Here is a 1,917-nt window from a genome sequence, read left to right on the forward strand (position 1 = left end):
GGGGGAACTGCGCGCAGTAGGGGGCGGCCCGCCCCCGGGTGAACTGCGCGCCGGAGGGGACAGGCCGCCCCCGGGGGAACTGCCCGCCGCCGAGGCGTGGTTGGCGCGTGTCGTTCGGCGCCCCGGTGACCTCGGCCTCCTTCTGCGTGAGCTGCCCAAGGGCGGCGACCTCCATCACCACCTCGACGGCGCCGTCCCCGCGGAGTCGCTCATCGCCTACGCCGCCCGTGACCGCAAGTGCGTCGACACCGCCACGTACGCCGTGGTCCCGGGGCCGGAGCCGTGCGCCCCGGGGCAGCGGCCCGCCCGGGACGCCACCCGTCCCGGACCGTTCCGGGGCGAGATCGTCCGGGCCTGGTCGATGCGCGGTTTCGTGTTGCCGCCCGACGGCGACCCGCAGCCCGGCCACGACCATTTCTTCGCCACCTTCGGGAAGTTCGCCGAGGCCGAGGCGGGCCATGACGCGGACATGCTGGCGGAAGTGGCCCGGGCCGCCGCGCGGGAGCGGACCGCGTATGTGGAGACGCTGGTGACGGTGGCCGCCGAGCCGCTGCGCCGGCTGGTCGACCGGGTGCACCCCGCGGACCCCGGCCCGTCCGGCCTCGCCGAGTTCCACCGCCTCCTCACCCGCGACCCGGGCTTCGAGGAGATCGTCCGGCAGGCCGCCGCCGAGTACGACCGCGCCTTCACCCGCTACCGCCGGCTCCTCGGCTGCGGCCGTACGTCCGCACCGCCCGCCTGCGCCGTCGTCATCCGCTTCGACTACCAGGTGGGCCGCGCCCAGCCCGCCCGCCATGTCTTCGCCCAGCAGATCCTCGGCTTCGCGCTCGCCCGGCACCGGCTCGGCCACGTCGTCGGCGTCAATCTGGTCCAGCCCGAGGACGCCCCCGTCGCGCTGCGGGACTACACCCTGCACATGAGGATGACCGGCTTCCTCAAGTCCCGCGCACCGTCCGTCCACGTCAGTCTGCACGCCGGTGAACTCGTCGCCGGCCTGAACGGTGTGAGCGGCCGTGACCTCGCCTTCCACATCGCCCAGGCGGTCGACCTGGCGGGCGCCGACCGCGTCGGACACGGTGTCGACCTCCGCCACGAACGCGAACACCAGGCCCTGGCCGCCCGGATGCGCGAGCGGCACGTGCTCGTCGAGGCGCCTCTCATCAGCCACGCCCAGATCCTCCGCGTCACCGGCGACCGCCACCCCCTGCACACCTATCTGGACGCCGGTGTGCCCCTCGCCCTGGCCACCGACGACCCGGGTGTCAGCCGCAGCGACCTCACCGACGTCTACCGGCTCGGCGTCACCGACCAGGGCCTGTCCGTCGCCGAGTTGCGCACCTCGGCGCGCGCCTCGCTGGACCACGCCTTCGTCGAGGGGGCGAACCTGTGGAGGGAGCCGGACCGGTACGACACCTTCGCCGCGCCCTGCCGCTACGACACCCCCGACCCGGACCACCGGCCCGGCGCCGGCTGCCGCGCGTTCCTGGCGGCCAGCACCAAAGCAACGCTCCAATGGAACCTGGAGACGGAGTGGCGGGCGTTCGAACGCCGCTGCGCACGCCGTTGAGCCTCGCCGGAATAACAGGACAATTCGGGCAGAATGCCGCCCATGACTCTCATCGACCGGCGGCCGTCGCGGCGACCCGCGCGACGGCCGGCCCTGCGGCTGGGCCTCGCCGTCGCCGCCTCGGGCGCGCTCCTGCTGACGGGCGCGACCCCCGCCGACGCGGCGCACGCGCCCGGCCCGGACCGTACGGGGGAGGAGACCGCTCCCCGCGGCGAGACCTGGTCGGACGCCGACGTCCTCGGCTTCTGGACCGCGGGACGCATCGCCTCCGCCACCGACCCCGGCCGCCCCGGCCGCGACGGCGGCCGGGGGCCCGGGCGTTCCGGCCGGGCCGCCGTCGCGGCCGGGGC

1 protein-coding gene and 1 pseudogene are annotated in these 1,917 nt (G+C 75.5%); both read left to right on the forward strand.

Features of this window, described 5'->3' with window-relative positions; translation table 11 throughout:
* A partial coding sequence (locus ACJA3G_RS35995) for an adenosine deaminase (protein WP_406557236.1) occupies positions 1 to 1,567 on the forward strand: 1,567 nt, incomplete at its 5' end.
* Positions 1,568 to 1,609: 42 nt separating this feature from the next.
* Positions 1,610 to 1,917, forward strand: a pseudogene (locus tag ACJA3G_RS36000) (hypothetical protein); the annotation flags it as partial.

The sequence above is a fragment of the Streptomyces sp. YS-3 genome, assembly GCF_045257485.1.
Classification (GTDB): domain Bacteria; phylum Actinomycetota; class Actinomycetes; order Streptomycetales; family Streptomycetaceae; genus Streptomyces.